This window comes from Rhizobium sp. SVR5-9E (genome assembly GCF_056755095.1).
Window position 1 is genome coordinate 257,848 of record NZ_JBNDHS010000001.1, and the last position, 25,614, is coordinate 283,461.

22 protein-coding genes are annotated in these 25,614 nt (G+C 59.6%); 9 read left to right on the forward strand and 13 right to left on the reverse strand.

Annotated features, from left to right (window positions below; genetic code table 11):
- Positions 1 to 195: 195 nt before the first annotated feature.
- Entirely contained in the window at positions 196 to 1,608 is a 1,413-nt protein-coding gene (gene pdxR, locus ACPYOJ_RS01200; RefSeq protein ID WP_481414632.1) for a MocR-like pyridoxine biosynthesis transcription factor PdxR, read from the reverse strand.
- An 88-nt stretch (positions 1,609 to 1,696) separates the two neighbouring features.
- Between pdxR and ACPYOJ_RS01205 the strand changes: the two genes are divergently transcribed.
- From ACPYOJ_RS01205 to ACPYOJ_RS01220, 4 genes are read left to right on the forward strand one after another with little or no spacing between them, the layout of a single operon-like run.
- Positions 1,697 to 2,116: a cupin domain-containing protein gene (locus ACPYOJ_RS01205; RefSeq protein ID WP_481414602.1), complete on the forward strand. Its 420-nt coding sequence runs from the start codon at positions 1,697 to 1,699 to the stop codon at positions 2,114 to 2,116.
- Positions 2,117 to 2,135: 19 nt separating this feature from the next.
- A complete protein-coding gene (locus tag ACPYOJ_RS01210; protein WP_481414603.1) occupies positions 2,136 to 2,591 on the forward strand; it encodes a carboxymuconolactone decarboxylase family protein in 456 nt (151 codons plus the stop codon).
- 44 nt (positions 2,592 to 2,635) lie between these two features.
- Positions 2,636 to 3,286, forward strand: a complete 651-nt coding sequence (locus ACPYOJ_RS01215; RefSeq protein ID WP_481414604.1) for an HD domain-containing protein — start codon at positions 2,636 to 2,638, stop codon at positions 3,284 to 3,286.
- A 58-nt stretch (positions 3,287 to 3,344) separates the two neighbouring features.
- The gene (locus ACPYOJ_RS01220) at positions 3,345 to 4,118 is read left to right on the forward strand and encodes an HD domain-containing protein (RefSeq protein WP_481414605.1); all 774 of its coding nucleotides are present in this window, start codon (positions 3,345 to 3,347) and stop codon (positions 4,116 to 4,118) included.
- A gap of 109 nt (positions 4,119 to 4,227) precedes the next feature.
- Here the strand turns inward: ACPYOJ_RS01220 and ACPYOJ_RS01225 are convergent, their stop codons facing one another.
- The 7 genes from ACPYOJ_RS01225 to ACPYOJ_RS01255 form a co-directional block, all read right to left on the reverse strand.
- On the reverse strand, positions 4,228 to 6,417 hold the full coding sequence (locus ACPYOJ_RS01225; RefSeq protein ID WP_481414606.1) for an acetate--CoA ligase family protein: 2,190 nt from the start codon (positions 6,415 to 6,417) through the stop codon (positions 4,228 to 4,230).
- 96 nt (positions 6,418 to 6,513) lie between these two features.
- Complete coding sequence (locus tag ACPYOJ_RS01230; protein ID WP_481414607.1) at positions 6,514 to 7,341, reverse strand: p-hydroxycinnamoyl CoA hydratase/lyase; 828 nt, start codon at positions 7,339 to 7,341, stop codon at positions 6,514 to 6,516.
- A gap of 226 nt (positions 7,342 to 7,567) precedes the next feature.
- Positions 7,568 to 9,058, reverse strand: a complete 1,491-nt coding sequence (locus ACPYOJ_RS01235; protein WP_481414608.1) for an aldehyde dehydrogenase family protein — start codon at positions 9,056 to 9,058, stop codon at positions 7,568 to 7,570.
- A gap of 147 nt (positions 9,059 to 9,205) precedes the next feature.
- Positions 9,206 to 9,982 carry an aspartate/glutamate racemase family protein gene (locus tag ACPYOJ_RS01240; RefSeq protein WP_481414609.1) on the reverse strand — a complete coding sequence of 259 codons (777 nt, stop codon included), beginning with the start codon at positions 9,980 to 9,982 and terminating at the stop codon, positions 9,206 to 9,208.
- A 444-nt stretch (positions 9,983 to 10,426) separates the two neighbouring features.
- On the reverse strand, positions 10,427 to 11,032 hold the full coding sequence (locus ACPYOJ_RS01245) for a cupin domain-containing protein (protein WP_481414610.1): 606 nt from the start codon (positions 11,030 to 11,032) through the stop codon (positions 10,427 to 10,429).
- Between the two features lies 1 nt (position 11,033).
- Positions 11,034 to 11,624, reverse strand: a complete 591-nt coding sequence (locus tag ACPYOJ_RS01250) for a cupin domain-containing protein (RefSeq protein WP_481414611.1) — start codon at positions 11,622 to 11,624, stop codon at positions 11,034 to 11,036.
- A 144-nt stretch (positions 11,625 to 11,768) separates the two neighbouring features.
- Entirely contained in the window at positions 11,769 to 12,596 is an 828-nt protein-coding gene (locus ACPYOJ_RS01255) for a p-hydroxycinnamoyl CoA hydratase/lyase (protein WP_481414612.1), read from the reverse strand.
- 548 nt (positions 12,597 to 13,144) lie between these two features.
- On the opposite strand from ACPYOJ_RS01255, the gene ACPYOJ_RS01260 reads away from it, so the two are divergent.
- The 4 genes from ACPYOJ_RS01260 (at position 13,145) to ACPYOJ_RS01275 (ending at position 18,259) form a co-directional block, all read left to right on the forward strand.
- Entirely contained in the window at positions 13,145 to 14,224 is a 1,080-nt protein-coding gene (locus tag ACPYOJ_RS01260; protein WP_481414613.1) for an ABC transporter substrate-binding protein, read from the forward strand.
- A gap of 141 nt (positions 14,225 to 14,365) precedes the next feature.
- Entirely contained in the window at positions 14,366 to 16,117 is a 1,752-nt protein-coding gene (locus tag ACPYOJ_RS01265) for an ABC transporter permease (protein WP_481414614.1), read from the forward strand.
- A gap of 19 nt (positions 16,118 to 16,136) precedes the next feature.
- Entirely contained in the window at positions 16,137 to 17,261 is a 1,125-nt protein-coding gene (locus ACPYOJ_RS01270) for an ABC transporter ATP-binding protein (RefSeq protein ID WP_481414615.1), read from the forward strand.
- A gap of 83 nt (positions 17,262 to 17,344) precedes the next feature.
- On the forward strand, positions 17,345 to 18,259 hold the full coding sequence (locus tag ACPYOJ_RS01275; RefSeq protein ID WP_168829792.1) for a LysR family transcriptional regulator: 915 nt from the start codon (positions 17,345 to 17,347) through the stop codon (positions 18,257 to 18,259).
- 284 nt (positions 18,260 to 18,543) lie between these two features.
- On the opposite strand, the gene ACPYOJ_RS01280 is transcribed toward ACPYOJ_RS01275, so the two are convergent.
- The 4 genes from ACPYOJ_RS01280 to ACPYOJ_RS01295 form a co-directional block, all read right to left on the reverse strand.
- The gene (locus tag ACPYOJ_RS01280; RefSeq protein ID WP_168829791.1) at positions 18,544 to 19,293 is read right to left on the reverse strand and encodes an aspartate racemase/maleate isomerase family protein; all 750 of its coding nucleotides are present in this window, start codon (positions 19,291 to 19,293) and stop codon (positions 18,544 to 18,546) included.
- Between the two features lie 85 nt (positions 19,294 to 19,378).
- Entirely contained in the window at positions 19,379 to 20,449 is a 1,071-nt protein-coding gene (locus tag ACPYOJ_RS01285) for an ABC transporter substrate-binding protein (protein ID WP_481414616.1), read from the reverse strand.
- Positions 20,450 to 20,653: 204 nt separating this feature from the next.
- On the reverse strand, positions 20,654 to 21,808 hold the full coding sequence (locus tag ACPYOJ_RS01290) for an ABC transporter ATP-binding protein (protein ID WP_481414617.1): 1,155 nt from the start codon (positions 21,806 to 21,808) through the stop codon (positions 20,654 to 20,656).
- 49 nt (positions 21,809 to 21,857) lie between these two features.
- The gene (locus ACPYOJ_RS01295) at positions 21,858 to 23,627 is read right to left on the reverse strand and encodes an ABC transporter permease (protein ID WP_481414618.1); all 1,770 of its coding nucleotides are present in this window, start codon (positions 23,625 to 23,627) and stop codon (positions 21,858 to 21,860) included.
- A gap of 542 nt (positions 23,628 to 24,169) precedes the next feature.
- On the opposite strand from ACPYOJ_RS01295, the gene ACPYOJ_RS01300 reads away from it, so the two are divergent.
- Positions 24,170 to 25,144, forward strand: coding sequence for a Bug family tripartite tricarboxylate transporter substrate binding protein (locus ACPYOJ_RS01300; protein ID WP_481414619.1), 975 nt, complete (start codon positions 24,170 to 24,172; stop codon positions 25,142 to 25,144).
- Positions 25,145 to 25,198: 54 nt separating this feature from the next.
- Here ACPYOJ_RS01300 and ACPYOJ_RS01305 read toward each other — a convergent pair.
- Positions 25,199 to 25,614: LysR substrate-binding domain-containing protein (locus tag ACPYOJ_RS01305; protein ID WP_481414620.1), on the reverse strand; the 416-nt coding region annotated here is incomplete at its 5' end.

The following is a 25,614-nucleotide window of genomic DNA, read 5'->3' on the forward strand; positions in this document are numbered from 1 at the left end:
TTGGATCGTTGAAGGTTAGAGAGCATCTGCGATGAACTCTATCTTGATGCTACGACAAAAATGGACATCGAAGCTGCGAAATAAGACACGTTCGTCTGAGCAACGATCGTTCGGACTGTTGACCTTAAGCCCAACCTCATACGTCGTTCAGCGGGAGGCAAGCCTGTGGGTCGAGGCGTTCGACCTCGAAGCTGGTCAACTCAAACGACGGATTATTTCGAAAAGCCGATCACAGGTACGAGCAAGGTTCTTTGTCGGCGTGGTCGCGACACCAAGCAGAAGTCCGGATTCGGCGCTCTCAGGCGATGTATACCAAGGTGAGAGAGGCGCCGGAAACATACCGAACGCCAGGGTGTCACGTACAACGGCGACGTCCGATGTTGTTCTCGGCAGCCTCAGCAAAACGGCCAAGCCGGGTGTAGAAAGCTGATCGGCATCGACGGATGCCTGAAGACAATCCAGCAGTGCCTGCCGCTTGGCGGCATAGGCGCGCTTGGTGCGCCGGAGATGGCGCATATAGCAGCCCTCGTGCATGAATTCGGCGATCGCGCGCTGCACCGCAGGGCCAGGCGCCGGGGCGAGGCACGCCGCCATTTCCGCGAACCGAGAGGCAAGTTCGACAGGCGCAACCACAAAGCCGAGCCGGACGGTTGGACTGATCGTCTTGCTGAACGATCCGATATGAATGACGCGTCCTTCACGGTCGAGCGATGCGAGCGCCGGCGCAGCCCTGCCTGCCAGTTGTAGCTCGCTCAGATAGTCGTCTTCAATCACCCAAACTTGCTTCGCCGCCGCCCATTCGAGCAGGCCAAGGCGCCTCTCGAGCGATAAGGTGGCACCAAGCGGTGCCTGCTGACCAGGGGTCACGACGACGAGCCTCGCGTCCGGATGGTGGCGCAGGCCATAATCGAGATCGATACCATCAGCATCGACCGGGATCGGCGCGAGGAGCAGGCGTGCGAGCTCCAGTCCCTTGCTAGTCCAGGGAAAGCCCGGATTTTCGACCCATGCGGTGTGTCCGCTCAACCCAAGAGCCCCCAGCGCCAGGCCGAGTCCCGCGCCAAATCCCCCGGTAACGATGATCTGCGACGGCGAGCAATGGATGCCGCGAGCGACGGCGAGATAGCCTGCGATTTCATGTCTCAATTCCACTTCGCCGCGGGGGTCGGGATAAAGCGGAGGCGCAGTTGCCTCGGCACGGACCGCGTTCGCGCGAATACGGGCGAACAAGGTCGCTGGAAAGGTTTCGACTGCGGGCACACCCATTTGAAAGAACGCAGGTCCCTGCGTCATCTCCAGATACGTCTCGATGAACGAGCCCATGCCCGTCGGCTGCTCGCCCCTTGCGACGGCGCGGGGACGCTGGGCGACGCGCGTTCCCGTCGCCCGCGCGGCCACGATCAATTGGGCGGCGGCCAGCTTCCCATACGCGGTCCGCACAGTGCCGCGCGCGACGCCGAGTTGTGCAGCGAGATCCTGCCACGAAGGCAAGCGCGCACCGGGCTCCAACACGCCGCTCTCGATGGCCGTGGCCACCCCTTTTCGGATCTGTTCTGCCAGGGGCACCGCTGCAGTGCGGTCAAGAGTCAGTTTCAGCGATTCACTCATGCTGTCATGGTACATCATTTTATCAACTTCTTGGTACTTTTCGTGACCCAGTGCGGCATGTATCTGGATAGGCAGAAGGAGAAAGCCCATGAAGGTCCGTAACATCCTCGCTGCCGCCAGCGCTGTTCTGGCGTCCACGATCGCCGTGCCCGCCTCCGCGCATGACGGTCAGACAGAAACAGTGACGCCCAAATTCGCACAGGCGATTCCGAACGTCCCCGGCAAGTCGCTTGTCGTTGTTGAAGTCGACTATGCGCCAGGCGCGGCGTCCCCGCCCCACCGGCATGCCAAGTCGGCTTTCATCTACGCCTATGTGATCTCGGGCGAGATCGAGTCGAAGGTGAATGACGGCGTGACCCGTGTTTTCAAGGCCGGAGAGAGCTGGTCAGAACCTCCGAACGCGAGCCACTCGATCAGCCGAAACGCAAGCAAAACCAAGCCGGCAAAGCTGCTTGCCGTCTTCGTCGTCGACGCCGACGACAAGGCACTCACGACCCCCATCAAGTAAGACTGAAGGAACCAGAACAATGACCAAGAGGCTCGACTACAATCAGATCGCCCCCAACGGGGCCAAGGCGCTCGGCGGCGTCTATGGCTATGTCATGCAAAGCGGTCTGCCTAGCGAACTGGTAGATCTTGTCTATCTGCGCGTATCGCAGATCAACAACTGCGCCTATTGTCTCGACATGCACACCCGCGACCTGATCAAGAAGGGCGTGAAGGTCGAGAAGCTCGCGCTGCTGCAGGCGTGGGAAGAAGGCGGTAACCTCTTCAGCGAGACCGAGCGTGCCGCGCTGGCATGGGCCGAGAGCGTGACGCGCGTCGCCGAAACCGGCGTGCCGGATAGCGCCTACGAAGCCGCGCGAAGCGTTTTCGACGAGAAGCAACTCGTCGACCTTACGATCGCGATCAGCCTGATGAACAGTTACAATCGCATGGCCATCAGCTTCCGGAACACGCCGCAGGGTGTCCTCGACAATTAAGCTGGCGCTACGTCAATATCGCGAAACCGGATGGAGTAACGACCATGATCGCCAATGAGATTTCCGGTGTTAGAATCCCTGACAGCAAACTGGCGCGCGAGGTGGCAGATTTCGTTCGGGACACCGAGAATGATCTGCTGTTTCAGCACTCCACGCGGGTCTATTTCTGGGGTGCCATGGCTGGAGCCCGCAAGGAGCTGACATTCGATCCAGAGCTTTTCTATACGGCGGCGATGTTCCACGATATCGGCCTGACGGCGGGTTTTCGGCACAGCCACCTGCGCTTTGAGGTCGACGGCGCAAACGCCGCACGTGACTTCCTACGGAGCCACGGCATTTCGGAAGTCGATATCGAGCGAGTCTGGCTTGCCATCGCACTGCATACCACGCCGGGAATTTCCGCACATATGCATCCGATCGCCGCGCTTACGGCAGAAGGGGTAATGATGGACCTGGTGGGCTTCGGTTATGGCGACTTCACCGACGCCCAGAGGACTGCTGTCGAGGCAGCCTATCCGCATCCGCCAGCGTTTGCGGAAGATGTTCTCCAAGCCCTATACGATGGGCTCGAGCATCGCCCCCAATCCACACAGGGTACCGGCCTGGCCGATGTGATGGCCGACAAGGATCCGCATTTCCACCCCCGCAACTTTTGCACCCTGATGCGGAACTCGCCATGGGCTGGCGAAAAATGACCGAGCATAACGGCATGAGTTATTCGAGCCATATTCGGATCAAAAAAGGAGAAAGCCCATGAGGTTCCGTAGCGTCTTCACTGCTACTTGTGCCGCTCTCGCATTCGTAGTCTTCGGGTTCGCCTGGGCGCCAGACGGCCAAGCGGAAACGGTCAAGTCTAATGTCGATAAAGCGATCCCCAACACCGTTGATGACGTGTCGGGCATAAAAGTTCCCGACAGCAAATTGGCACGCGACGCAGCTAAGTTCGTTCGTGATGCCGAGGGCGATCTGCTATTTCAGCACTCTATGCGCGTCTATTATTGGGCTGCCTTAGCAGGAAAGCGCAAGGGCCTGGTTTTTGACCCGGAACTTCTTTTTACGGCGGCTATGTTCCATGATTTCGGCCTGACGGCAGGTTATGGAAAGAGTCATTTGCGTTATGAAGTGGATGGCGCAAACGCGGCGCGCGATTTCTTACAGAGCCACGGCATTTCGGAAGCTGATAGCCAGAGAGTCTGGCTCGCGATCGCGCTGCACACGACAAATGGAGTTTCCCCGCATCTATACCCCATCGCTGTACTTCTTGCCGAAGGTGCCAACATGGACCTTGTGGGCGCCGCCTATAACGACTTTACTGCCGCACAGCGGGACGCGGTCGAGACTGCTTACCCACATCCACCACAATTCGCGGATGCTTTTCTGCAAGCCCTCTACGACAGCCTCAAGCATCGTCGCGAGACCACCCAGGGCACTGGTCTAGCCGATGTATTGGCCTACAAGGATCCGAACTTTCGCCGAAGGGACTTCAGCAGTCTAATGCTCAACTCGCAATGGACTAAGGGAAAGTGATAGGAGTGCCCCATTCGGCGCGCCTCCGGCTTTCGCTCTGCTTACGGCACCGTCCGAGGTGGACGGTGTTCCAATAGAGCAGACAGGCTGCGTGAGCCTGAAACCCTGTTCACCTCCGCAGGACGACCAACCCGTCGAGAGCTATCCCTCCCTGGGCCGACAGCAAGAAAGGGTTGACGTCGATGGAAGTGATACGACCTCCCGCATCGAACATCAGCTGGGAGAGACCCACCAGTGCTTTGACCACCGATTCGGAGTCGCAGGCCGGTCGCCCGCGGTAACCTCCCATGATGGTGCTGATACGCGTTTTCGCGATAAGCTGACGCGCCTGCTGTTCGTCGAGCGGGCAGCCTGCCAGGGCGACGTCGCGCGTGAGTTCGATGTCGATGCCACCGGCACCGAACATAATGACCGGGCCCACTTCCGGATCGAGCGAGGCGCCGAGGACGAGTTCCAGACTGCCTGACGCCTGTTCGGCAACGAGGATGCCGTCAATGGGCGGCTTTTGCGGCAGGCCTTCCGCCACCGCGATCAACCGATCGAAGGCCTCCGCGACCGCCTTGGCGGAGTTAAGGCCGACGATGACGCCGCCGACATCCGATTTGTGCGGAAGAGCGCCACTGACGATCTTGGCCACGACCGGGAAGCCAATCTCCGCAGCGCGCGTGGCAGCCTCCTCGGCGGTGGCGCACAGATATTCGCGAGGAACGGCAATTCCGTAGTCTCGGAGCAAAGCTTTAGAGCGCACTTCGTCGATGACCGGGCCGATCCTGTCCTTGGCAAACGATTCCAGATGTCGGTCGGCCGGATTGTTCGCTGCCGGTTGCGCCATCCGCGGTGGCGACGGCGTTGTGGTCGCGTAATCCATGATAGAGCGCACCACCTTGAGCGACTTGTCGATTTCATGCAGGAAGGGGACATGCGGCAGGGATCGCCGCAATTCCCGGCTGTAATCGGTCATGGCGTAGGACAGCATGCTGACGAAGGCGATCGGCTTGGACGCCTTGGATGCTATCGCCTCGACGTCGGCAAGGTTCTTGAGCTTTCGTGTCGAGCCGTCGTCACGCGGCAGTTCTTCCTGCAAAAGCAGCATGTCGACATTGGGATCGGCCAGAATGGTTTCGATCAACTCGACATAGGCCGTGGGCTTGGTCAGGGCGGCAAAACCTCCGTCCAACGGATTGCCCAGAATGCTGCCGACGCCGAGGATATTGCCCATGGCCTCGTAGGTGGCGGGCGCCAGATCGGCGAATTCGAGGCCGTGGCCCCGTCCTATGTCCAGCATCAGTCCGCGCATAGCGCCGGAAAACGTGATGGCACCGAGTTTCTTGCCAGCCGGCAATTTCGCGTGGGCGAGGAGTTCTATGGCCTCGACGGCGCTATCCAGATTGTCGACACGGATTACGCCGACTTGACCCGCCACCGCGTCGAAAGCTTGCATGGATCCGGCCAGTGCCCCGGTATGAGCCTGGGCCGCCTCGCGGCCGATATCGGAGACCCCGAGTTTCATGACGACAACGGCCTTACCGCAGGCCCGAGCCGCTCGGCAGGCCTCCAGGAAAGGCTCAGGTTTAGACACAGCCTCGAGATAGGAGAAGATCACCCGCACATCCGGGTCGGAAGCGAAATGCTGGATGTAATCGGCAGTCGACAGGCCCGCCTCATTGCCGCTGGACACGATCGCGGAAACATCGATCCCGCGATCCTGCAGGGCGCGCTTCATTGCTGTGGCAAGTCCACCCGATTGACTGATGATGGCGACAGGGCCTGGCGTCAGGAGCAGCGGCCGGTCGTCAGGAATGGTGACCAGTTTTGCCTTGGCGTTGAGGTTGCCGAGACAGTTGGGACCTGAAACGGCCAGCCCGGTCTCCTCAATCACCTTTTTCAGGCGGGTCGCAAGATCGACGGATGCGCTGTCGGTGAGCTCATCGAAACCCGAGGTCATAACCGTTGCACTGCGGGCGCCAGCCTTGGCGGCGTCCAGCAGCACGTCCGGAACGGCGACCGCCGGCACGAGGACGACCAGATGGTCCGGTTTTTCCGGAAGGGACGCGCAGTCGGGATAACAGCGGACACCCCACACTTCCTCCCGGCTGGCATTGATTGGATAGACATTGCCGGAAAACCCATACCGATGCACGTTGCGCCACACCCGCTCAGCCCAGTTGCCCGGCTTTTCGCTTGCTCCTACAATCACGATATTCTTCGGGTTCAGCAGCGCGTGCACCCCGGGGTGTCCGGTTGATTCCATCTCCCCAGAGACCCAGGATGCTTCGATCTGCATTTTGTTCTGCGACATTACCTTGTTGCCTCACCTTGATTTTATTGCGGATGTTCTTCGCGGTATGCTGCAGGCAGGGAGCCGAAGACCGAACCTGTCCGTCTGCCCACTGACCTAGCGCTTGTAGGCTCCCAGACCTGGCTTGTAGGTCTTATCATCCAAAAATTGCGACATTGCCTTCTTACGGCCGCCCTCGGGATCGGCGTATTTCAGCGCGTCGCTCTTTGCGTTGAGATAATCGAAGGCCTGTTCCCTCGACATCGAGCGTACGGCGCGGATGGCTTCCTTGGTGTAGCGCAGTGCCGCGGGGCTTTTCGCTTGCAGGCTCTTGGCCAGCTCAAGGACGGTGGGCTTCAGATCCTGGAGCGCGACTGACTTGTTGACGAATTTCATTGCGGCGGCTTCCTTGCCGCTGAACTGTTCGCCGGTGGCGGAATAGTAGATCGCATCCCGATAGTTCATCACCTGAGTGATCGCCCAGGCGACCAGTCCGCCTGGAATGATGCCCCAGTTCACCTCGGATACGCCAAAGGTCGCGTCGTCAGCCGCGATCGCAAAGTCGCAGGCGATGACCGGCGTGAAACCACCGCCGAAACAGTAGCCGTGAACCATGGCGATGGTCGGCTTGGGGAAGTTCGAGAGCTTGTCCCAGCGCCAGGAATGGGCCGCACGACGGGCGCGGGCGCGGGCCTTCGGATCGTCTTCGGTTCCGCGGAAATACAGCTTCAGATCCTGCCCGGCACAGAAGTTGCCGCCCGCTCCCGACAGGACAACAACCTTGGTTGCATCGTCTTCTTCAGCCCACTCAAGCGCTTCGCACATGTCCAGGTGCAATTGCGGGCTCATCGCATTCCGCTTTTCAGGCCGATTCAAGTAGATGAAAGTCGTGCCGCCCTCGCGCTCAACCTTCACGTTCTCCAAGGTAATTACGTCGCTGGTCATATCTGCTCCTCCATAATTGCTAGTTCTGCCGCGACCAAACCGGGCGGTGCCTCAGTGTGAAGCCGCTCGGAAAGCCTTGGGCTGTTTCAAGAGTTGCGCATATCTCTAGACCTTCCTTGCAAGCCAGTCCTTCAACAGGCAGGAGCGAGATTGGAGCAACCGAAATGCCTTAAGGTCCGGACACGATCGCCGTCTCGGCCGCTTCAAGCCTGCCCATCAGACAAGGCTAATATCGTACGTTGACATTCTTCTCCTGCACGAAGCTCAGAAGCTCATCCAGGGAGTGTTCCTTGCCGAGCCCGCTGCTTTTCATCCCCCCGAACGGAGCACCCTTAAAACGCTTGTTGCCGTGGCCATTGATCCAGACATAGGCGCATTCGATATCGTCCGCGAAGCGCATCGCGGTGCTGATGTCGTTTGTCCAGATGTTGGCGCAAAGGCCGAATTCGGAATCGTTAACCTCCTCCAGCATCGTCGCTTCGTCGGTCCATTGGACGACGCTCATCACCGGGCCGAAGATTTCCTCCCGCTCGATTGTCATTCCGTGCTTCACGCCCGTGAACACAGTCGGGTCGATGAAATAACCCGACTCGAGTTCCGCCGCGGCCGAATGCGTGCCGCCCAGCGCGATGCTGGCACCTTCCTTGCGGCCGCTTTCGATGTAACCCATGACGCGATCGTAATGACGACGGGTGACGACGGGCCCCATCTGGGCATTTTCCAGTTCCGGCAGGCTGACTTTGATCTTCGACGCCAGCGTCAGGACGGCTTCCATGAAGGCGTCGTGGATTTTTGCATGCACGAAGACGCGTGAATTCGACCCGCAGGACTGGCCCTGTGAGCGGGTGAAATTCATCCCGGAGACCGCGGCGGCAGCGGCTTTCTCAATGTCGACATCGGGGAAGACGATAAGCGGGTTCTTGCCGCCAAGTTCCAGACTCACCGGCTTTATCCCCGCGCTGGCGAGGATGCTGCGCCCCACCTCGACGCTGCCGGTGAAGGCCACCCGGCGCACATCCCGATGGCTCGCAAGCGGCGCGCCGCAGTTGGGTCCGTCACCGACGACGATGTTCACCACGCCCGGGGGAAGGTGCTCCTCGACGAGCCGGCCAAGCAACATCGCTGAAAGCGGCGTCTGCTCTGCGGGCTTCAGCACTACCGTGTTTCCGGCAACCAGCGGAGGCGCAATTTTTCCCGCCGCAAACGAGATCGGATGGTTGAATGGAATGATGCGCCCGACCACGCCGAACGGAAACTGCCGTGTGTAATTCAATCCTCCGCCGGGCGTCGGAATCGTGCGTCCCTTCATTTCCATGCCCAGGCCGCAGAAATAGTCGTGCAGTCCGGCGCCTTTGTTGGCGTCGTCGATCATGGCCGGCAAGGGATTGCCGCTGTCCAGGGTGTCTAGCATCCCGAACTCCCGCGCCCATGCCCGTATCCCATCGGCGAACCGCTGCAGATACTTTGCGCGCTCGTCGACATGCAGGCGGCTCCACGCAGGAAATGCCGCCTTGGCGGCTGCGACGGCATCCGCCACATCCTCGGCATTCGCAGCCGGCACTTCCGCCAACGGCTGGTCATAGGCCGGATTAAAAGTCACTGCACGCTTGCTCGAGCGGGCTTCCACCCATTTGCCTCCGATCATCATCTTCCAGCCGTGGGTTTCCCTCTCGGCCATTTCCATGACTTTCGATGCGAATGGATTTGCGGTTTTCATGGGTCCTCGACCTATTGCAATTGAATAGCGTTCTATGGGTTTGGTTGGACCTACGCATGCGAATTGCCATGCGTAGGTGCGTCGAGCGCGCGGACCACGCGCGATCAAAGAGTCTCGCTGCTCTGCAAGCTTCCTTAAAGTTGAGACTTACATGCGGCCGACGAAATCGTCCGAACTTATGCTCGCCTTGGGATATGTCTGAATGCTCTGCGTCAGCCCCTGCTTGACGCACATCTCGGCGAAGCGAATTCCGATCGCCTTCGTGTTGACAACCTGAACGCCCGTTGTCTTCGAAAGCTCTTCGGGGCTGACCACATATGGGATCAGCGCGCCGCCGAGCGGAATAATGATCTCGGCACCATCTTCATCGACCAGGGAGCGGATCAACCTTTCGGTGATGCCGTATATCTCCTGCTTGCGCTGCTGGATGTCGCTTCCGTAGATGCCGATCGGCTTGATCGAGCTGACGAATGCATCCAGCCCGTAGCCGCGCAGAATCCGCCATGTATACGGGACGTGGGCGGCAAGGGGGACGGTGATGCCGACCTTATCGGCCAGCGTCAATGCAGCATGCATTGACGCCCGCAACAGGCCGATGACGGGAATGTTCACCGCCAATCTGCCGCCGTCCACCCCAGGATCGAAAGTGTTGCTCTGAATGACTGCATCATAGCCATTTTCGGCGGCCCAAAAGATCTTCCGGATTATCGCCGGCGTTTCCATCATGTGATGGAGACCGTTCAACACACTTTGGTTGCCGATTGTCTCGAACATCTTGGAGCCTTCGAAATCGTCGGGAAATCCGATTTCGATCTTGGTACCCGGTGAGGCATATCCGTTCAGAAGGCGTTCGATGCCTTCAACGTCATATGCGGGGCTCTTTCCTTTTGCGCGCGGCGCCTGATTCAAAAATAAAATTCGCATTAGGTCCTCCCAGGACATTGGAGATCGAATCGCGAGCCAGGACAATAAGGCTCATGTGAAACACCGTTTTTCCAATCTGGAATATCCGTGGCCGAAGGGATCTTACTGAAGAGACGGATGAAACCATTGGTGTCGATGAGAACTGCGCATCTGGCGGACAGGTTTTTCGCCTGTATGGTCATTTCCATCAACTCGCCCTTCAAGCAACGACGCAGACAGACCGCATTTGGTGTCAGCTCGTGCCAGGCATCTGAACAAACATGGTAATCTCGCCGGGGTATCGAGTTATAATTGCCGGCTATGCATTAGCTCAGGTGGCGCTGTCGCAAAGTGAGAAGGCAAGGCTCGCCTAGGCCGACCTATCAGTCGTCCTCGGGCATCGCTTGCACGCAGTGTTTAGCCGGCGTGCAGTTTCCGGGCAGGTCCCGTCATATGCCGTTGGGACTATCTGGCGCCGCCACGCAGATAATCTCTTATGTTTTCAGTCGTCAGCACAACGGAAGAGTCATATTCGGGCGAGTCTTCGATCTGCTCAAGGTCATTGAGGCCCGAATGTTTGAAGACGCGATTGATAGCCGAAATGAGTCGCGCCGGCTTCGATTCATCGGCGTTGAAATGCTGGTGGATCGTGTTCGGCGGGATGTAGATGACGTCGCCCGCCTCCCACTCGAACCGCTTGATCTCATCCTGCGGCTTCCAGAAATACGTGTCGGTGATCTCTACGTCGCAATCCTGATGGAGGTCGTAGCCGCGCCCTTCAACAACATAGAGGCATTCTTCCGCCAGATGCCGGTGCTTGCCTGACCAACTGCCGGGCGGGATGATCTGCATATAGGCGTCGACCGTTTCCATTCGCGTGTTCATTTGCTCGTTGATCAGATGCTTGAGCAGGCCCTGGCGCGACATCTCCCACGGCATCTCTGCCGGACGCACGATCTTCTTGCGCAGCGCGTTGCGCGCCGGCGCCTCGGTGGCATCGTCAAGCAACGCCTGGTAGAGCGCCTTGTTGTCCCCGCCGGCGATCCATCGCGTGTTCTCGCCCCAGGCCATCTCAGTATTCCTCACCGTGGTTGAAGTTTTCTTCCTTCTCGCGCACTACAAAATCTTCGCCTCCGGGCGCAGGACTGGTGTGGCGCGGCTCGACGGTCTTCTGGAACAGCATGTTCATGAACAGGTACATCGGCTTGGTCTTGATGACGAGAGCCCGCGCCGGCTTGGTGTCAGAGGCATTGAAATGCTGGTGCACGCAGTTGTTGTGTACGATCGCGATGTCGCCCGCAGTCCAGTCGTAGCGGATGTTGTCGTGGACCTCGTAGCCGTCCCCGTCGAGGATGTAGAAGGCGGCCTCGTTGACATGGCCGTGCTTCTGACTCTTGCCGCCTGGCCCGTATTCCTCGAGATGCAGGTGGAAGGTCTGGGTGATGCCGTGCTCAGGCTCGACATAGTGACGGCTGTAAGCCTGCGGTCCATCGACGAACTTGATATCCCTGGCCTTGCGCACACGCGGCATGGCGCGCAGACGGTTCAGTTCCTCGGTCAGATTGTACGCGCCTTCGATCGCGCGCACGAACACACGATCCTTCTTCGAGTGATAGTACCCCGCAGGGCCCTCGGCATCATGCGTATGGTGGTGATCGTCCATCACATCTCCCAACTCTCTGCTTCCCGGCGTCTCGTATCGGCCGTGTCGCCATCCACCGGGTCTATTTCCATCGCCGCCTTCTAAAGCGGCTTCGAAGCACAATGACCTCTTGACGGAATCCCGTCGCCGTTATCCTTCAAACCTTCAGCGCTTGTAGGCTCCCAGACCTGGCTTGTAGGTCTTATCATCCAAAAATTGCGACATTGCCTTCTTACGGCCGCCCTCGGGATCGGCGTATTTCAGCGCGTCGCTCTTTGCGTTGAGATAATCGAAGGCCTGTTCCCTCGACATCGAGCGTACGGCGCGGATGGCTTCCTTGGTGTAGCGCAGTGCCGCGGGGCTTTTCGCTTGCAGGCTCTTGGCCAGCTCAAGGACGGTGGGCTTCAGATCCTGGAGCGCGACTGACTTGTTGACGAATTTCATTGCGGCGGCTTCCTTGCCGCTGAACTGTTCGCCGGTGGCGGAATAGTAGATCGCATCCCGATAGTTCATCACCTGAGTGATCGCCCAGGCGACCAGTCCGCCTGGAATGATGCCCCAGTTCACCTCGGATACGCCAAAGGTCGCGTCGTCAGCCGCGATCGCAAAATCGCAGGCGATGACCGGCGTGAAACCACCGCCGAAACAGTAGCCGTGAACCATGGCGATGGTCGGTTTGGGGAAGTTCGAGAGCTTGTCCCAGCGCCAGGAATGGGCCGCACGACGGGCGCGGGCGCGGGCCTTCGGATCGTCTTCGGTTCCGCGGAAATACAGCTTCAGATCCTGCCCGGCACAGAAGTTGCCGCCCGCTCCCGATAGGACAACAACCTTGGTTGCATCGTCTTCTTCAGCCCATTCAAGTGCTTCGCACATGTCCAGGTGCAATTGCGGGCTCATCGCGTTCCGCTTTTCAGGCCGATTCAAGTAGATGAAAGTCGTGCCGCCCTCGCGCTCAACCTTCACGTTCTGAAGCTCGATTACATTCTGAGACATCGCATTCTCCATACCAGCAATTCTTCGTTATGGGCCTTCAGCTGCGAAGCTGGACCTAGGTCATCGAAAAACGTGAGGCCAGAACCAAACCGACCAGCGTTCCTCTCGCAGCAGTTGCTCGGCGGCACTTCTGTCAAAGGATCAATTCCGGTGGAAGCGCACCAACGGAATGATGGAATTGCCGATGAGGAACGATGCCGGCCAAAACCCTTTACTTCCCGCTCGAACCCGTAATGACGATCAGGAATAATGGTCTTTCCCGACATACGGCTTTACTATGTTGGGATGGAGACGTTTCATTACCTCATGGCGTCGATCGAAGCCTAAAAATGCGACTGTGACGGAGGGAGGAGACTTGGTCACACGCATGCTCTCCCTCCATCAACGCCGTCGTTGCGACGGCGTAACCAGACGGAGGAGGCTAATGCCCAGAGCGGTATTCGGCTGGCACCTGAGAAGGAGGAGGCTCGGCCTCGCAATGAATAGGAATCGCGTCGCCGCCTGAAGGCGACCAAAAAATTTGCGACAGTTACAGAGCAGGATTATTCATGATCAAGATAGGCAGAACGAGCGTGCTCACGCTCGGCGTTCTGGTGGCGGCGCTTGCCGTTACCGCAGTCCGCGCAGAAGACATCGATAAGATCGCCCATCTTTCCGGGCCAGACCGCCAGAGCATCCTCGAAGAGGGAGCTCGCAAGGAAGGTTCCGTCATTCTCAGCACTTCGCTCATCGTGGACCAGGCGGCGCGACCACTGGAGGAGGCGTTCGAGGCGAAATATCCGTATATCGACCTCCAATTCTCGCGCAACGATTCCCAGCAGATCATCCAGCAGGTCTTCGCACAGGCGCGCGCCGGCGTCAGTGAAGCCGACGTCGTCGTGGCCAGCACTTCGGCCGCGCTCGCCAAGGCCGGACTGCTGCAGTCGTTCGACTCGCCAGTGCTCGCTGAATACCCTGCTGAATTCATCCAGAAAGACCATCTCTGGGCCTCTATCCGCTTCACCTACACCGGTATCGGCTACAACACCTCCAGGATTTCGGAAGCGGAGGCTCCCAAGACCTGGGAAGATCTGCTCGATCCGAAGTGGAAAGGCCGCATGGTCTGGACCGACAGCCAGGAGACCGGCGGGCCGCTGGTGATCAACTATCTCATCAAACTCTGGGGCAAGGAGAAGGCAGAGGCCTATTTCGACAAGCTCGCCAAGCAGGACGTAGCCGCTCTGACCGGAAGCGTCCGGGCGGCTCTGGATCAGGTGATCGCAGGCGAGCACGACATATTGCTGTCGGCCGCTCTGCATCATGTGATCATCAGTCATGAAAAGGGCGCCCCGGTCTGGTTCGTCTCGCCCAATCCAACGCTTGCTCGCCCTGACCATATCCAGTTGCTGAAGACGGCGCCGCATCCACATGCCGCAATGCTCTTTATCGACTTCCTGCTCTCCAAGGCGGGTCAGCATTTCCTCGCTGACGCAAACTATATCCCGGCCCATCCCGACGTCGCACCGCCAGAGGCGCAGCGGCCGACCGTACCGGCCCTGAACGGCCGCGACATGCTGCTGGTTACGCCGGAGGATTCGCAGCAGATGCAGGCGGACACGATGGAAATATTCAAGAAGACCTCGCGCTGACCAAGGGCCGGGCCGGCGCCGTGCCACCCGCTGAACGAAGCCCCTGATCGCATGACCGTTACCGGACGTGGCCGAGCGCCGCGTCCGCTTCTCAGCCGCACCCTTCACAGAGTGCCGACAGCATTATCGGGACGCCGAAACATGGCAATGCAGAATACCGACATGAGCAATATCGCTCCCGCGATGATCCTACCCGGACATAGCCGGCGTTGGACGCCGCCACCACCGAGTGTGATCGTGCTGCTGGTGGTCCTTGCCGTCCTCGTGCTCCCCCCCGTAGCCTATCTCATTATCTCCAGCCTCTATACCACCACCTTCCTCGGCTATTTCGACGAGTTCACTTTCGCGCACTTCACCGGGATACTCGACAACCCGCGCTTCTTCGCCAACCTTCTCAATACCGCGATCTATTCCGTCGGTGCGGCGATCGTCGCCATTGTCATCGGGGTTGTAATCGCCTGGATCGTGGAACGAACGGATACGCCGCTGCGGCGCTATATGATCGTCGTGTCGGTCGTCTCGCTCGGCACACCGCACGTTCTTTACACGGCCGCCTGGCTGCTCGTGCTCGGACGGGCGGGACCGCTCAATGCGATCCTGATGGCGCTGACCGGCAGCAATCAACCGGTTTTCGACGTCTACTCGATGGTCGGAATGATCCTGATCGAAGGCTTCATCTGGACGCCGCTTGCATATCTGCTCCTGTCGGCGGTGCTGCGATCATCCGATGCGAGCCTTGAGGAGGCCTCCATGATGAGCGGTGCCGGAGTTCTCCAGACCTTCCTGCGCATCACGCTGAAGCTCTGCATCCCCGGTATTCTCGCCTTGATGCTCCTCGTTTTCATTCGTTCGTTCGAATCCTTCGAGGTACCGGCGCTGGTCGGGCTGCCGGGTGGCGTCTCGGTGATCACCACCGATATTTTCGACGCTGTCAATTCGCGCACGCCGCCGGACTACGGGCAATCGGCCGCCTTCTCGGTGATACTGCTCTTGTTGGTGATGATCCTGCTGCGCTGGTACAGCCGCATCTCGCGCCACGCCGAGCGTTACCAGACGATCACCGGGAAGGGCTTCCGGCCACGGGTGATCGACCTCGGGCGCTGGCGCTACCTCGCCGCCGCCATCCTTATCGGTTTTATCGGGCTCGTCATCGTCTTGCCGGTCGGCATGGTGCTGTGGGCGTCGCTGCTGCCCTATTACGACGGCATCAACACTGCATCGCTGACACGGGTAACCCTCCACAACTATGTCCTCGTCGCGCAGTCCTATTCGTTTCGAAGTTCGATCCTCAACACGTTGATCGTCGGCGTCGGCGCGGCCACGCTCTCCTCCGGCGCCGGCGCCTTGTGCGCGTGGCTCGTCGTCCGGCGCGTCCGCGGTGCGTGGCTGCTCGATCAACTCGCCACCCTGCCGCTGATCTTTCCGTCGATCGTGCTCGGCGTGGCCTTCCTCCAGATCTTCCTGAATACACCCTTCGGGCTCTACGGCACGGTGCTGTCGATCGTCATCGCCTCGTTCGTCCACTACCTGCCCTACGGCATGCGCTATGCCTACACCGGTGCGCTGCAGATAAACCGGGAACTGGAAGAAGCATCCGGTGTCGCCGGCGCCCGCACGTGGACCACCTTCGTGCGGATCGTCGTGCCGCTGCTGCTGCCGCCGATCGTAACCTCCTGGCTGCTCATCTTCCTGCTGTCCGTCCGCGCGGTTTCGATGCCGCTGCTGCTCGCCGGGCCGCATTCGCAGTTGGTGGCCGTGACGCTGTTCGACCTCTGGAGCAACGGTCAGATTAACGAGCTGGCCGCCATGGGCCTCACTTGGATGGCGTTCATGACGGTGGTCAGCGTCATCCTCTATATTCTCTCGAGGCGCTTCGGCCTCTCCGTCCATTGATCGATCCTGGAGCGATGATATGTTGGCGCTGGAAAACCTTTACAAGCGATATGTTACCTCCGATGGCACGGCGGGCGGCATATTCGGCATCGACTTCGAGGTTGCCGAGGGTGAGCTCTTCACCCTCCTCGGCCCTTCCGGCTGCGGCAAGACGACAACGCTGCGGTCAATCGCGGGATTAGAGTTGCCGGACCGTGGAGTTATCCGGCTCGCGGATCGCAGCCTCTTCAACGCCGAGGCCGGCGTCTTCACTCCGATGTATGACCGCGACATCGGCATGGTATTCCAGTCCTATGCCATCTGGCCGCACCTTAACGTCTTCGAGAACGCCGCCTATCCGCTGCGCGTCTCGCGACGGAAACGCATGGCCGAAAGCGAAATCCGTAAGCGCGTCAGCGACGTTTTGGACGTGGTCGGCCTCGCCCGTTACATCGACCGCCCTTCGACTCAGCTCAGCGGCGGCCAGCAGCAGCGGTTGGCGCTCGCCAGGGCGCTCGTGCGCGAGCCAAAGCTAATGCTCCTCGATGAGCCGCTGTCCAATCTCGATGCGCAGCTGCGCGAGCAGATGCGCGATGAACTGAAGCGACTCCAGAAGGAATGGGGCGTCACCTCGATCTACGTCACGCACGACCAGGCCGAAGCCCTCGCCCTCTCTGATCGGATCGCGGTGATGAACGAAGGACGCGTCGTCCAACTCGGAACTCCGAAGCAGATTTACCACGAACCCAACAGCGAGTTCGTCGCCAACTTCATAGGCAAGAGCAACATGCTGAGTGCCACCGTGCAGAGTGCGCCGGCGTCGTGTGATATTGGCAGCGTCATGATACCGATCGGGCCACTCCGCTGCCGCTTCCGCCATCCGGCCGCGGCTAACGACAGCGTATCGATCGTGGTCCGCCCGGAAAGCATTACGCTCAGCGCTTCGTCACCCAAAAAGATCGATGGCGCCAACCGGTTCGAAGGAACGGTGCTCGGCGAGACTTTTCTCGGCGAACTTCTGGAGTATAAAGTGGTCATGGGACACGATCTCAGCCTCACGGTCCGCTGCGCACCCGTGGCTGGCGTGGACGTCGGCTCCACTGTGACGATCTGTCTGCCGGAGACCGCGACGGTCGCGCTGCCCTCGGCTGCCTCCCGGGCATGAGGGGTCCGGCGCCGTCACAGTCCGCGGCGTTGTGACGTTGTCGATGCTGCCCGAGGCCGAGGACAGAGAGAAAGCAGCCGGGTTTGATATACGTTCGAGACCTTCAGCTCTTCATCAAGGTGGTGAATCTTGGTAGTTTTTCCGCCGCCGGCAAGGCCCTCAACCTCTCGGAATCTGCGGTTAGCAAGAGCATTGCCCGGCTGGAGCGTTACCTCGACGTCAAGCTGATACACAGAACGACCCATACACTGTCCATCAGCGACGCTGGCCAGGAATTCTACAACGGCTGCGTCCGCGGCTTGCGCGAGATCGAGCAGGGTCGCGCTGCTGCCGACTGCCTCAGTATAGAGATGAAGGGCGACATCAGAATCCATTCGTCGCCCGGCGCCGGCCAGATCCTGGTCTGGCCCCTGATCCTGGAATTCATGAATAGCCATCCGGACATCCGGATCGAGATGGTCTTCGGCAAGCCGGGCCTCGACATGATCGAGCACGACTTCGACATCGGCTTTCGCACCAATGACTTGACGCGCGAGGGGAATCCGGGATCGCCCAACATCCGCCGCCGATCGCTCCGGCCGGTTCCGTACCGGATCGTTGCGTCACCCGCCTATCTGGAGCGCAAGGGCCGTCCGGAGCGGCCCGAGGATCTGCTCGACCACAATTGCCTAGTGCTACTCAACCAGCCTCAGTCAGATGAATGGAGTTTTGCCGATGGCGACGGGCAGAAGCTACTGCGCGTCAATGGCGCCTTGCGGTCAAACAGCCCGCTGGTCATCCGGGAGGCGGCGACGAACGGCTTCGGCGTCGCGCGGATGCTGAACTTTGCCGCGGACGATCTGATTGCCCAAGGCGCGCTGGTGAGCCTGTTCGAAGACCGAATCATCACGGACCAGCAACTACAGCTCCTGTTCCCGAACTTCGAGAAGCTGCCGACGAAAATACGCGTACTCATCGACTTCTTGGTCGAGAGGCTATCAGTCGGACAGTCGGGATAACGAGCCGAGGGGATGCATCCGCATTCGAATCTTCCGTAGCCTCGACATAACACTGCAACTTGCCGATCGTGTTACCGGCGTGCTTAACCTCGATTTCAAGGATTTCCGCGGCCCGTTCCGGTAGCCGCGCAGCGACGGTCGCCGCCGGCGCCCGCCGATCAGTTGCTCGTCCGCCGGATTGAGCGAAGCCAGCCAGCCGTCGTTTTCGCTTCGCTCAGTTGGCCATCAATCAGCATCCGGGAAACCAAGAAATCAGCGGCTGGCAGTCTCACGCAAAAGTGCACTCAGACGCAGGCGCCACTCGCAAGGAGCTTGCCGTGGCCCTCTACCGGCTCCCTCACGTCTAGTATGCTCAAGACGTTCCATTGCATGGCCGTCTGATTGCAGATCGCCGGCTTGCCGAACTCTTCCTCCAGCTTCTCCACGACCGGCTGCGAAATCCAGGCGCCCCCGCCGATGTAGAGGCCGTCGGCTTCGGGGAATTGCTCAAAGGCCCTCCGGCCGAGTTCATAGGCCAATTCCATGCTGTTTTGAGAACGCATGCGCACGAAATCCTTCGGTGCCATGGACTGGCTGGAAACGCCGGCCATGGAAACCCCTTCGCGAGCCATGAAAGCGCCGAGCGACGCATTCATCTCGTCCGTCCACTTGTTGGCGACGACGACGTTACGCAGACCGAGGTGCCGCATCGCTGCAGTGACGTTGCCCACCTGAGAGACCGCAGGCACGCCCGCGCGCGCAGAGATATGATCCATCAGCCGGTCGTGGCCCTCGATGCCGATCAGGAGCGGCAGCGGAACGCCGGCCATGACAATGATGTCGACGCCGCGCTCTGTCAGGCTGTCGACCAGCCTGTCGACGGGTTCGTACACGCGCTCCACATCCTCTTTGGAGAATTCGCCGAGACCGACCGGCGTCATCACCATCATGACGCCGGGTGGTGCGAGGCGATAGAATTCATATGGCTGATTGTCGATAACAGGTAACGGCGCCAGATACCCGATCTTCTTGCGCGGGACGAATTCTTCGAACACTTAGCTGCTCCTTGGAGACACAAAAACAATAGCATGAACCCGCCCATCGCAGGCGTGGCCGCCGTGTCGCGACGGCCGCCAGTCATCACTGGCCGGACCGCAGGAAAACCTCCTTGAAGAGGGCGGACCACTCCTCGAACTCCTGTATGTAGTTCGGCCGGTTGGAGAGATAGATCTTTTCCTTCGGAGATGTTCCCGTCTGCATGTCGGTGCGAGGCGACGAATAGCCGAGCGTCTTGTACATTTCCTGCCCCTCCTTGGACATCAGGAAATCCGCAAAGAGCATCATCGCGTGCGGATGAGGAGCCCGCGAAGCGAGTGCGACACTTGTATCCGTGACGGTGACCGGCCCGAGCGCGCGCCATGCGACCGGCGCCCCCGCCTTCTGGCTCGCCAGAATGTGAGAGTCATAGACATTCGGAGATATGGCGACCTCGCCGGAGACGAGCAGGTTTGCCAGCGCGCGGCCCGTCACCTCATAGACCCGGATATCCTGCTTTTTGAGCTGACGCACGAAATCAGGTCCCTTGGAGATTACAAGGGAGCCAATCCAGTTTCCGGTGGTTGAGAGCGATCCGGAGACCGCCATCTTGCCCTTCCACTTGGGATCGAGCAGGTCGTCGAACGTCTTCGGAACGTCCGCTTCGGCAACGAGCTTGGTGTTGTAGCCGAGGACCGGATAGGATTCGCGCACGACGATCCAGTTCCCGTTCGTCTCCTTGGCGTTGTCGGGAAAGTTCGCTGCCTCGGGCGAGTAGAATGGCAGCAGTGCCCCGTTGTCGCGCGGCACAATCAGGCCGTAAGCCGACAGTTCGAAGCCATCGACGGCGAAATAGCCAGCACGGTATTCCTCGAAGACCCGGCGGGCGATATCAGACGCGCTGGCGCGCAGCTGCTCGACGGCAATGAAAGGGTATTTTTCATGGAACTTGGCAACGAGCGGATCGATCTGCGTGCCAGTCGTATAGATCACCAACTTGCCCTCGGCCTTCGCGCCGGCTTCGAGCATCGCCTGGCGGTCTTCGCCATGGTAGTTGGCCACCTCCTTCACCTTATCCGCATCCTGCGCCCAGGCCGGGGCGAGCAAGACAGACGCTGCAATCAGGATACCGGTGCCTAACGCGACCAAGGCGCGTCGGTAAGCGAATGTGAACATCGATTCCTCCATGGGTTGGCCGCTTTCGCCTGCGCGAAAGCCGCAGTCATCAGTTGCTCCGGCATCGGCCTCCCCGCCGCCGGCCCCGGGACCAGGCCCGGCTAAAAATTCGGCCTGACGGCCATAATCAGCGCACGACCTTTCCCGGCGCGCTCCTCCGAAGCGCCAAGGCTTTTCGCTCAGATTTCCGAGCGGTCGGGCACCTCAGGCGCTGACCGCCTCGACACGCTTCGCGCTTGACGCTGCATCCTCCGGCAGAAGGACGCAGCGATGGGCCGGAAGTTGCAGCCGGATGGTATCGCCCACCTTCGACACGAAGTCCGGATGGGCTCTTACTTTGAACGCATGTCCGCCGATACGCGTCTCGATCTCCGTACATTCGCCGAGATAGGTGAGCCCCTCTACCCGAGCGACAACGGTGTTTTCAGCCTCCACCGACCCCGCATGGGAAACGGATACGTGCTCCGGCCGCATGGCGACCAAAACCGGCGCTCCGCGCTCCGCGAGCGTGCCGGCCATGCATGACAGGATGCCGATGGGCGTCTCGACCCGGCGGCTAGCCGGCGCGTCCGCCGTTGCCGGGATGCGATCGAGCACCTTACCGGGAATGAAGTTGGTCGAACCGATGAACTTCGCGACAAAGCGGTTGGCCGGCCTTTCGTAGATCTCCTTCGGCGAACCGATCTGCTGCACCTTTCCGTCGTTCATCACCGCGATGACATCCGACAGCGCCAGCGCCTCGAACTGGTCGTGGGTGACATACAGGCTGGTGATATTCAGCTCCTGCTGCAGCCGTTTCAACTCGCTGCGCATGTCCTCGCGGAGCTTGGCGTCGAGATTGCTCAGCGGCTCATCGAGCAACAGCAGCTTCGGCCGGCGCACCAATGCACGGGCGAGCGCCAGGCGCTGCTGCTGGCCGCCCGAGAGCTTGACGGCGTCGCGGGAGGCGAGATGCCCGAGGTGGACGCGTTCCAGTGCATCGTTGACGCGCTGCACGATCTCGGCCCGCGGCGGCACCGGCTGTGCCACCTTCAGAGCAAAGGCTACGTTGTCGAAGACATTCATGTGCGGCCAGATGGCATAGGACTGAAAGACCATGCCGAAGTCGCGGCGATGCACGGGCACGTTGATTCGCCGGGCCGGCGCGAACACCGTCGTGCCGCCGATCCGGATCTCGCCACGCTGGGCGTGTTCCAGACCCGCTATGCAGCGCAGCGTGGTCGTCTTGCCGCAGCCCGACGGGCCGAGCAAGGTGAACAGCTGCCCCTCCGCGACGCTGAAGGTCACGCCGTCGACGGCGTTGAACTTCGCACCGTCGCCTCCGGTGAACTGTTTGCTGACATTTGTGACTTCCAGCACGTGACTTTCTCCAGTTTCTGTGCGGCCGCGAGACGGCGGAGACGATGCTTCAGGCCTTCAGGCCTCTCTTTCCTGACAGGCGCATGAAAAATACGCCCATGACCGTGACGCCGATGCAGATGACAATGCTGAGCGCCGCCAGTTCCGGTATCTCGCCATTATTCCAGAGATCGAGGATCACGATGGAAGCGATCGAATTTCCGGGACCGGAGAGAAGGATGGCAGTCGAGAGATCGCGGATGGCATGCATGAACACATAAATCCATGTCGCCAGGACAGCCGGCATCGTCAGCGGCAGCACGATCTTGCGGAGCACGGTCCAGGGAGGCGCACCGCTCGCCCGCGCGCTCTCCTCCAGGTCTTTGTGGATCGTCAGTATGCCCGAATAACAGAAGCGCATGCCGAACGGCATGAACTTGAGGAGGAACGCGAGAACCAGGACCCAGATCGTGCCGTAGATCGGAATCCAGCGCGTCAGGAAGAGGGCCAGGATCATGATGGCTATGCTGGCGACGATACCCGGAAAGACAAGCGGCAGCGACGCCAGCACATCGAGCGACCACCTCGCCGGATGACGGCTGCGGATCACCATCCAGGCGAGGAGCAGAGTGAAGCCGGCGACCACGGTAGCGCTGATCGAACCTATGACGACGCTGTTCCATATGCCGGACAGAATGTTGGCCCGGCTCCAGATGGAGATATAGTTGTCGAATGACATCGTCTGGAAAGCGTCGAGCGACGGCGAGCCGTAGAACGGCAGGAACGAGGCGTAGAGCATCACGAGCACAGGCATGGCCAACGAAAGCGGAATGATCAGCACGACGGCCGCGCAAAGCCATCTCCATCTGCCGAGTTCAATGCGCGCGGGACGAAAACCCTTGCCGGTCACAGTCGCATAACGAGCGCTCTCGCGCGTCGATCGGTAATACCAAACGAGCGGCAGGGCAACGACGCCCATCAGCAGCACGGAATAGGCCGTTGCTTCTCCGTAGCTCGGAACGAAGCCGGAATGCATGGCATGGTAGATCGCCGTCGTGATCGTCTCGACATGGCCCGGCGTGCCGATCAGCAGCGGAACCTCGAAGGATTCGAGCGAGCGGATCAGCGCCAGCAGGAAAACCGCCATGATGCTTGGCCGGGCGAGCGGCAAGGTCACATACCAGAGCATCTGCCAGCGGCGCGCGCCGCAGGCCGACGAAGCCTCCTCAAGCGAGGGGTCCATCGCCATGAGCGGCGGCAGCGCCAAAAGGAATGCAACAGGCGTCCACAGGAGACCTTCGACGAAGATCATACCGCCGATGCCATAGAGATGAAGCGGCGCCGACTCGAGCCCAAAAGCGTGCATCAGCCAGATATTGATCAGCCCGTTGTTGGGGCCGAGAAGCATTATCCAGCCGATGCCTTTGACGATGAGAGGCGCGGCGAGCGATAGGAAGGCGCCGACATAGACTGTTTGGCGGAACGGCACGTTGGTCCTCACCACAAGCCAGGCGGCGCTGAAGCCAAGTACTATTGATAGGCATGACGAGCCAATGGAGAATATCAGCGTCGTCTGCCACAGATGCCAGCCGCTGAGCTGGAGGACTCTGAGGTAATTTCCAAAAGTGTAGCTGCTCTCGCCCAGCCGCTGGACTTGGAAACTTGTCTGCAGAAGGAAGACAAACGGCGGTAGGACTATGCTGGCCGTGACCGCGATGAGCACCCAAAGCCCAATGTTGCTCCAGTTGAAATTGCCGAACCAGTCGCGGCCCTCCTCCTGCGGCGCTTGCGTCAAGGCCATACGGCCAAGAGCGTGCACCTTCATACGCTCATCAGTCACTTGCTCGATTCCCTCCCTGAAATCTTCAGTGCTTTTTTCTTGCTCGTATGAGCTGCAGAGTTTTGGGTCCTCCACCCAAGCTCGGGTAATTCTAAGATTTTTAACTACGGAGGCGCGCCAGGCGAAGCGCTATTTCGGAAAGACCATCTTTCCATCTGGGAACAAATCGTTGTGCGAGCAAACCGTTCCGGCTGACGTTGCCGATCTCTACGGCCTTTCGCAGCCTGCCAGGTGAAAGACATGGCTAGGTTGGACGAACTGAAACAACATCCGACTCCGGGCAAGGTCTATCGCAGGGCGGAGCCGAATGAATGCCATCGCCATCATTGATGCAAAGTCTGTGACAAATCAAACGAGGCTAATCCTCGTCCGTTAAGAACACCCTGAAGGTCATTTCATAACGACCGACCGCACCGATTTATAAAGAAAGATTATAAATTTTCCTTTACTATTGACCTTGTTATACCCCGCTTGCGATAGTACCGAGCGGCGTCGGACAGCGCTGGCCGATTGCCACATCTATTCTTATGAGAGGGTAAGTAATGATATTGAAAACACTTTTGACGGCCGTTGCCGCCGCAGGCTTGCTGTATACCGGCGCGAATCCGGCTTCGGCCCAGTCCTATCCGGACCGGCCGATCACGATTTATGTCGGGCTGGCCGCCGGAGGCGGCACCGACCTTTTGGCGCGCGCAATTGCCGATAACATGCAAAGAACGCTTGGACAGCCGGTTGTTGTGGAAAATCTTCCCGGAGCCAGCGGGACGATCGCCGGTCAGAAGGTAGCTACGGCTAATCCCGATGGCTATACCTTGCTCGTTGTGTCGGCGAGTGAAGCCATCCTGCCAAGCATCCGCGACGACCTCCCTTATGACTTGAGGAAGGCATTCGCGCCCATCGATGTGCTCTCGGAAAGCCCCTATCTCGTCACCGTAACGAATAGCTTTTCCGCCAAGTCACTCAGGGATTTCATTGATGTCGCAAAAGCTTCGCCGGGCACTGTGAATTATGGTACGGCCGGTGTCGGCAGCCATGCTCATATCGTTACTGCGGCGCTTGGGCTTCAAGCAGGAATCGATATGGCGCACATCCCGTTCAAGGGTAATGCGGAGGCTTCGGTCGCCGTGGCCTCAGGCACTGTCGATCTCAGCCTGATCACGCCAACGACGGCCGGACCGCTCATTGAAGCAGGCAAGATACGGCCGCTGGCAATCACCTCGCAGGAGCGCGCAAACTCCTTTCCCGACGTGCCGACTGTTTCGGAAGCGGGACTTCCCGGTTTTGCTTATGGCACCTGGTATGCTTTGCTGACCACGGCCAACACCCCGGATGCCGTCGTTGCGAAATTGCACGACGCAACCGAAAAGGCCCTGGCATCACCGGAACTCTCCAATTTCCTTAAAACAAACGGCATGACAAAACGCGGCGGGACTTCAGCCGCAGCTGCAGAATTTATCAATTCGGAAGTTGACCGCTACGGAAAGGTCATCAAGGACGCGGGCATCAAGATCGAATGATCATATTTGATCTCATCGATTCTAAGGAACGGCGGCCAATTCGGCCGTCGTTTATCAGGCCTCCTTGAGCAAAGACTCTCGCGTGACGAGTTCATCACTCAACGGGACGAGGATCCCTTCAAATCGAGCAGTCACCATTGCAGCAAAGGCAGCACTGGCATGCGAAGGGAGAATCCCGCGCCGTCTTAAAAGCACGATATGGCGGAAGCAATCGCTGATCTTGCGACAATGAAGCCCTGTCTTCGCACGCAGTTCCATGGCGGCCGAAGGCAAGACCGTCAGACCAAACCCCGCCCGGACCAAGCCCACCGCGCTCGCGGAGTTCATGACCTCCTTCACTGGAAACACAAAGGGCGTGCTGCTAGCAAGTGATGCCTCGATGGATCGTCGCACGCTGCTGTGGGTGCTAACGAGCACCAACGGGTATTCCACCACCTTCTGAATTGTCACCTCTGGCAAACGGCCAATGT